This window comes from Streptomyces inhibens, from assembly GCF_003389455.1.
Taxonomy (GTDB): Bacteria; Actinomycetota; Actinomycetes; order Streptomycetales; family Streptomycetaceae; genus Streptomyces; species Streptomyces inhibens.
Window position 1 is genome coordinate 1 of record NZ_QUAC01000369.1, and the last position, 5486, is coordinate 5486.

The window sequence follows — 5486 nt, forward strand, 5'->3', positions numbered from 1 at the left end:
TCGGCGACGCCGGCCGCGGCCGGGCCGGGCCCCGCGACGAGGACGGCGCGCGGCCGCCCGTCGGGGGTCAGTGCGGGGATGCCGGATTCGGTGGCGCTGCGGATGGCGGTCCGGACCCGGGCGCCGGATTCGGCGACGCCGCGCAGCAGACCGAAACGGTCCGCGCCGGCCAGTGCGTCAGGGGTGTCGAGGAGTGACTCGTCGAGCATGGTGGGCGCGGCCTCCGATCGCCGGCACGGGCGGGGGAACACCGGGCGGTGCCGGGGCGGGCCCGGCGGCGCCCGGTCAGGCGGGGCTGGGGGTACCTCCCATGCCTTTAGGGCTATGGGGGATGGCTTCGTCGACGAGGAGTACGGGGATGCCGTCCCGGACGGGGTAGGCGAGGCCGCAGTCGCCGGAGGTGCAGATCAGCTCCGCGGGGTCCGACGCAGTCCGGTCCTCCAGTGGGGCGTGGCACGCCGGGCAGGCGAGGATCTGGATCAAGCTTGCTTCGACCGGCATGGACGCTGCTCCTTCGGGGGTGGTTGCGGCTGTGCCAGCGTACCGCCGCATGACACGCCCCGGCCTGCTCGGAGGGGATTTGCGGTGGTGGGGGCGGGGGCGGCGGATACCGCCCCGGCCCCCCGGAGCGGGCCTCCGGTCCTGGGGCCGGCGTCAGCCGAGGATGATCGCCAGGACCTCGTCGCGGACGCGGTCGACGCCGGCCGCGTCCCGGGCCTCGACGTTCAGCCGGAGCAGCGGCTCGGTGTTCGAGGGGCGCACGTTGAACCACCAGTCGTCGGCGGTGACGGTCAGGCCGTCCAGCTCGTCGAGGGTGATGCCCGGACGGCCCTCGTAGGCGGCCTTGATCGCGGCGAGGCGGCCGGCCTGGTCGTCGACGGTGCTGTTGATCTCGCCGGAGGCGGCGTACCGGTCGTACTGCGCGACCATCTGCGACAGCGTGCCCTCCTGGCCGCCGAGGGCCGCCAGGACGTGCATCGCGGCGAGCATGCCGGTGTCGGCGTTCCAGAAGTCGCGGAAGTAGTAGTGCGCGGAGTGCTCACCGCCGAAGATCGCGCCGGTCCTGGCCATCTCGTCCTTGATGAACGAGTGGCCGACGCGGGTGCGGACGGGGGTGCCGCCGTTCTCCCTGACGACCTCGGGCACCGACCAGGAGGTGATGCAGTTGTGGATGATCGTCCCGCCGGGGTGCTTGGCCAGCTCGCGGGCGGCGACCAGGGCGGTGATCGCGGACGGGGAGACCGGGTCGCCGTTCTCGTCGACGGCGAAGCAGCGGTCCGCGTCGCCGTCGAAGGCGAGTCCGATGTCGGCGCCCACCTCGCGCATCCGCGCCTGGAGGTCCACGAGGTTCTTCGGGTCCAGCGGATTGGCCTCGTGGTTGGGGAACGAACCGTCCAACTCGAAGTACATCGCGTCCAGTTCGAGCGGCAGCCCCTCGAAGACGGTCGGTACGGTATGCCCGCCCATGCCGTTGCCGGCGTCCACCACGACCTTCAGCGGACGGATACCGCTCAGGTCCACCAGGCTGCGCAAGTAGGCGGCGTAGTCGCCCAGTACGTCGCGTTCGGTGATGCCGCCCGGCTTGGCGACCGGTTCCGGGGCACCCTCGTCCGACCACCGCTCGACCAGCGCGCGGATATCGGTGAGACCGGTGTCCTGGCCGACCGGCGTCGCGCCCGCCCGGCACATCTTGATGCCGTTGTACTGGGCCGGGTTGTGCGAGGCGGTGAACATCGCGCCGGGCAGGCCGAGTGAGCCGCTCGCGTAGTACAGCTCGTCGGTCGAGCAGAGGCCGATCTTGGTGACGTCCGCGCCGCGGGCCGCCGCGCCGCGCGCGAAGGCGCCCGACAGGCCGGGCGAGGAGGGCCTCATGTCGTGCCCGATCACGATCGCGTCGGCGCCGGTGACCTCGACGAAGGCCGCGCCGAACAGCTCCGCCAGCGGTTCGTCCCACTGGGCGGGGACGACACCGCGGACGTCGTACGCCTTCACGATCTGCGACAGATCAGTCACAAGCCAGCCCTCCTGGGGTATTTGCGGAGTTCCAACCTACCGGGCGGGCCTGTGCGCGGGCCGTGTAGCCCGTACGTGGCCGAGTGCGGTGTCACGAAGGGGTGTTGTCCGCGGCGCGGGGCTGCCGGGGATGCGGCGAGGGGCCGGAAGGGGCCGCTCAGGAATCGGGCGAGCGCAGTACCCGGAGGTGGCCGCGGCGGCCCGCTTCCATGGGCCGGGAGTCGCGGTCGCCGGGGGCGGGCGATCCGGCGGCGCCGGCGGCGCGTTCCTGGGGGCGGGCCGCCTCACGGACGGCGTTGGCCAGGGCTTCGAGGTCGTCGCCGCTGGGGCGGGCCGGGCCCGAGTCGAGGGCGAGGCGCACGACTTCCCAACCGCGGGGGGCGGTCAGCCGCTCGGAGTGCTCGGCGCACAGGTCGTAGCAGTGCGGTTCGGCGTAGGTGGCGAGCGGTCCGAGCACGGCGGTCGAATCCGCATAGACGTACGTCAGCGTTGCGACGGCGGGGCGGCCGCACGCAGTGCGCGAACAGCGACGTACAGGGCTCACGACGTTGGACGGTACCGCACTCTTGAGCGGGCCGCGACGACTCTCCCCCGGCTCACCCAACCGTGTCGTCCCGCTTCGTCCGATGCGTCTGACCTGCACCCGCTCGACCTGACCTGGGCCGGGTGCGCCGGGACGGACGGCGCGCGGCGATGAATCCCGTCACCACTCGGTACATTTCCTGACATTCCGCGGGCGATCCGCGATCTGATGCGGGGAGGGAAACGAAACCGACGCGGTCCGGTCCGGTCAGTCAGCGACAGCCGGCTTCTTGTTGCGTATCGTCGCGCTCTCCCGTGCGCGAGGGCCCGTGACGGCTACGCTCGATGCTGATGGACAGCCCCGTACCTCCCCGACCGACGGAGCCGCGGCTCCGCCGCCGCGACCGCCACGGCCGTGGCATGCGCGGGCCGATCGCGCCACCCCAGGTGCCGCTGTCGGTGACCCGCGCCGACGCCTTCGTGGATCTTGTGTACGACTCCCGGGACCGTCTGGAGCGGCGCTGGCCGCAGCTCTCCCAGGTCGACTTCCTGATCTTCGAAGTGCCCGGTTTCGGCCCGGACGACGGTCCGGATGCGGCCGTCGACGAGGAGACCGTGCCGCTGGGGCGGGTGCTGCCGGCCGCGGGCGGACATCGCGACCGGATCGTGATCTACCGCAGGCCGGTGGAGATCCGTACGAAGACCCGTGACGAGCGGGCGCTGCTGGTCCACGAGGTGGTGGTCGAGCAGGTCGCCGAACTCCTGGGGCTGGCGCCGGAATCGGTGGACCCGCGCTACGGCCAGGAGTGAGGCCGGGAGCGCGGGTCCGGTGACGCCGTTGGAGTCCGTCGGTCAGTCCGTCAGCACCGACAGGTCCTGACCCGCGGTCGGGACGACGACCGAGCCCCGGTCGTCGGGCAGCGGCTGGACGGTGAAGGCGGGCACGCCCCCCTGTGGCCGGGCCAGCATCCGGGCCGCGTAGACGGGGCCGCTGCCGGACTCCGGCTCCACGGTCAGCGCGTAGCCGCCCTTGAGGCCCTGCGGGCGGGGCGGCGCGATGTCGAGGCTGGTGCCGCCCTTGACTGTGTACGTCTTGCTGACCGCGGTGCCGCCGCCGCTGCCGGCCGACGCGGTGACCGTCACCTTCGCGTCCTTGCCCTTCTCGGGCGCGACCAGCGACAGGGTGCTGCCCTGGTCGCGGTTGTCGGCGGCGGTGGCGCGCTTCTCGACCGGCCGGGCCGCGGGGATGAACGCCATCTCCTGCTTGTCGCCCTTGCCGCGGGTGACCCGCAGCGCGGCGGCGACCGGGGCCTTGGAGCCGCCGTCGGAGGGCGTGAGGACCAGCGAACCGGCCTCGCCCTTGGTGACGTCCTTGAGGTCCACCGCCGTGGTCATCCCGCTCTTGAGGTGCAGGCTCTCCAGGCCGGCCGGGGTGATCAGCCCGGTGGGGGTGGCCAGCTGCACCTTCAGGTCGGCGTCGGACTCACCGGGCGCGATCGCGACCAGGCGGACAGAGGTGGCGTCCTTGGGGATGCCGGGCAGCACCACGCTCGGGGACGGGTCGGCGGCGGCCGGCAGCCAGTCGCTGCCGAGCTTGGTGTCGCTCGCCTGGACGGCGGCACCGACCCGGCCCTCGCGGGCGACGACGTGCAGGGCGGCGTTGGTGGTCGGGCTGGTGGTCAGGGTGGAGAGCAGTACGGGGACGGTGGTGTGCGGCGGTACGGAGATGTCCTCGCCCGCCGAGCCGGTCAACGAGCCGTCCTTGCCGTGCAGTTCGAGGTCGACGACGGCCGGGGTCGAGTCGGGGTTGGTGAGGTGGACGTAGTCCTGGCGGTCGGTGGCGGTGCTCACTCCGGGGAACCAGAACGTGGTGTCAGGGGTGGTGCAGCTCAGGCCGAGGAGCCCGCGGCCGGAACCGGCGGCGACCGAGGTGGTCTGCTGGACGGTCCAGCCGGGGGCCAGGGTGCCGTCCGCCGTGCCCACGAGGGCGGGGGCGTCGGAGCGGTCGGTGGTGACCGTGACCGGCTTGCCGGCCTCCTGGAGGGGCACGACGGGCTTGGTGTCGCGGGGGGCGACACTCTGCCCGGTGGAGTCCGCGCCGCTGCCCTTGGCCTTGCCGCCCTTGCCGCCCTGCTTCTTGCCGCTCTTGCCGTCGTCGCCGCTGCCGGCGTCCCGGACGGTTCCGGCCGGCAGCAGCTTGGCGGTGCCCTTCTTGACGTCCGTACCGGCGGCGGCGCCCTTGGGGGAGAAGGCGGTGTAGGTGGTCTCGCCGACCTCGGAGGAGGTGGGGGCCGGGCAGAGCAGCGCGGAGCGCTGGACGGGCAGCCGGGTGCCGCTGCCGGGCGTCTCCTTGGCGCCGCCGTCCGGGGCCGCCACGGCGGCGACGCCGGAGACGGCGGCCAGCGCGACGGCCACGCCGATCAGGGACATCATGGTGCGCTTCACTGCTGGTCGCTCCCGTCACGGCGCGGCTCGGGGTAGGAGCCGGAGTACCCCGGGTACTCGGTGCCGTCGTCGTAGGGCTGCTGGGGCTGCTGCCGGCCGTCGGTGTACTGCTGCTGCCCGTAGCCGTACGGGTCGTAGGCGCCCGCCTGGTAGGGGTCGGCGGCGTACGGGTCGGGGGCCTGGTACGGGTCCGCCTGCGGGTACTGCGCCCCGTACTGCCCGGCCTGGTAGGGGTCGGCGGGCTGGTAGGGCTGCTGCTCGGCGGCGTGACCGGGCTGACCGGGCTGGGTCGGCACGCCCTGCTGGGCGGCCTGCCACTCCTCGTACGACTGCTGCTGCGGCACCGCCGCGTACGGATCCTGGACGGGGATCTCACCGGCCGTCGGGTCGGCGGCCGGATCGAGCGGCTGCTGCTCCCCACGCGCCGCGGGGATGTCGGCTCCGGCCGTCTCGGGGGCGCCGGCGGCCTCGGCCTGGGCGCGCAGACGGCGGGCCCGGCGGCCGTC

Annotated in this window: 5 protein-coding genes and 2 pseudogenes; 1 reads left to right on the forward strand and 6 read right to left on the reverse strand. The window is 73.5% G+C overall.

Features of this window, described 5'->3' with window-relative positions; all coding sequences use genetic code 11:
* The 4 genes and pseudogenes from DY245_RS34675 to DY245_RS34690 all read right to left on the reverse strand — a co-directional run.
* Positions 1-209, reverse strand: a pseudogene (locus DY245_RS34675) (SIS domain-containing protein); the annotation flags it as partial.
* Between the two features lie 76 nt (positions 210-285).
* Positions 286-501 (reverse strand): Trm112 family protein, encoded by a 216-nt coding sequence (locus DY245_RS34680; protein WP_128511080.1) that lies wholly within the window; start codon positions 499-501, stop codon positions 286-288.
* A 153-nt stretch (positions 502-654) separates the two neighbouring features.
* Positions 655-2013 carry a phosphomannomutase/phosphoglucomutase gene (locus DY245_RS34685; protein ID WP_128511081.1) on the reverse strand — a complete coding sequence of 453 codons (1359 nt, stop codon included), beginning with the start codon at positions 2011-2013 and terminating at the stop codon, positions 655-657.
* A gap of 157 nt (positions 2014-2170) precedes the next feature.
* Entirely contained in the window at positions 2171-2617 is a 447-nt protein-coding gene (locus DY245_RS34690; protein ID WP_128511082.1) for a DUF3499 domain-containing protein, read from the reverse strand.
* Positions 2618-2955: 338 nt separating this feature from the next.
* On the opposite strand from DY245_RS34690, the gene DY245_RS34695 reads away from it, so the two are divergent.
* Positions 2956-3345 carry a metallopeptidase family protein gene (locus tag DY245_RS34695; protein ID WP_128511083.1) on the forward strand — a complete coding sequence of 130 codons (390 nt, stop codon included), beginning with the start codon at positions 2956-2958 and terminating at the stop codon, positions 3343-3345.
* Between the two features lie 42 nt (positions 3346-3387).
* Here the strand turns inward: DY245_RS34695 and DY245_RS34700 are convergent, their stop codons facing one another.
* Positions 3388-4980: a DUF5719 family protein gene (locus DY245_RS34700; protein WP_128511084.1), complete on the reverse strand. Its 1593-nt coding sequence runs from the start codon at positions 4978-4980 to the stop codon at positions 3388-3390.
* A pseudogene (locus tag DY245_RS34705) lies at positions 4977-5486 on the reverse strand (family 2 glycosyl transferase); the annotation flags it as partial. The pseudogene DY245_RS34705 and the gene DY245_RS34700, both read right to left, overlap by 4 nt.

What these genes read in the sequence shown, in the direction of transcription:
- DY245_RS34695 (WP_128511083.1), top strand. Translation starts at nt 2,956, where the DNA reads ATGCGCGGGCCGATCGCGCCACCCCAGGTGCCGCTGTCGGTGACCCGC.
- DY245_RS34680 (WP_128511080.1), bottom strand. Translation starts at nt 501, where the DNA reads ATGCCGGTCGAAGCAAGCTTGATCCAGATCCTCGCCTGCCCGGCGTGC.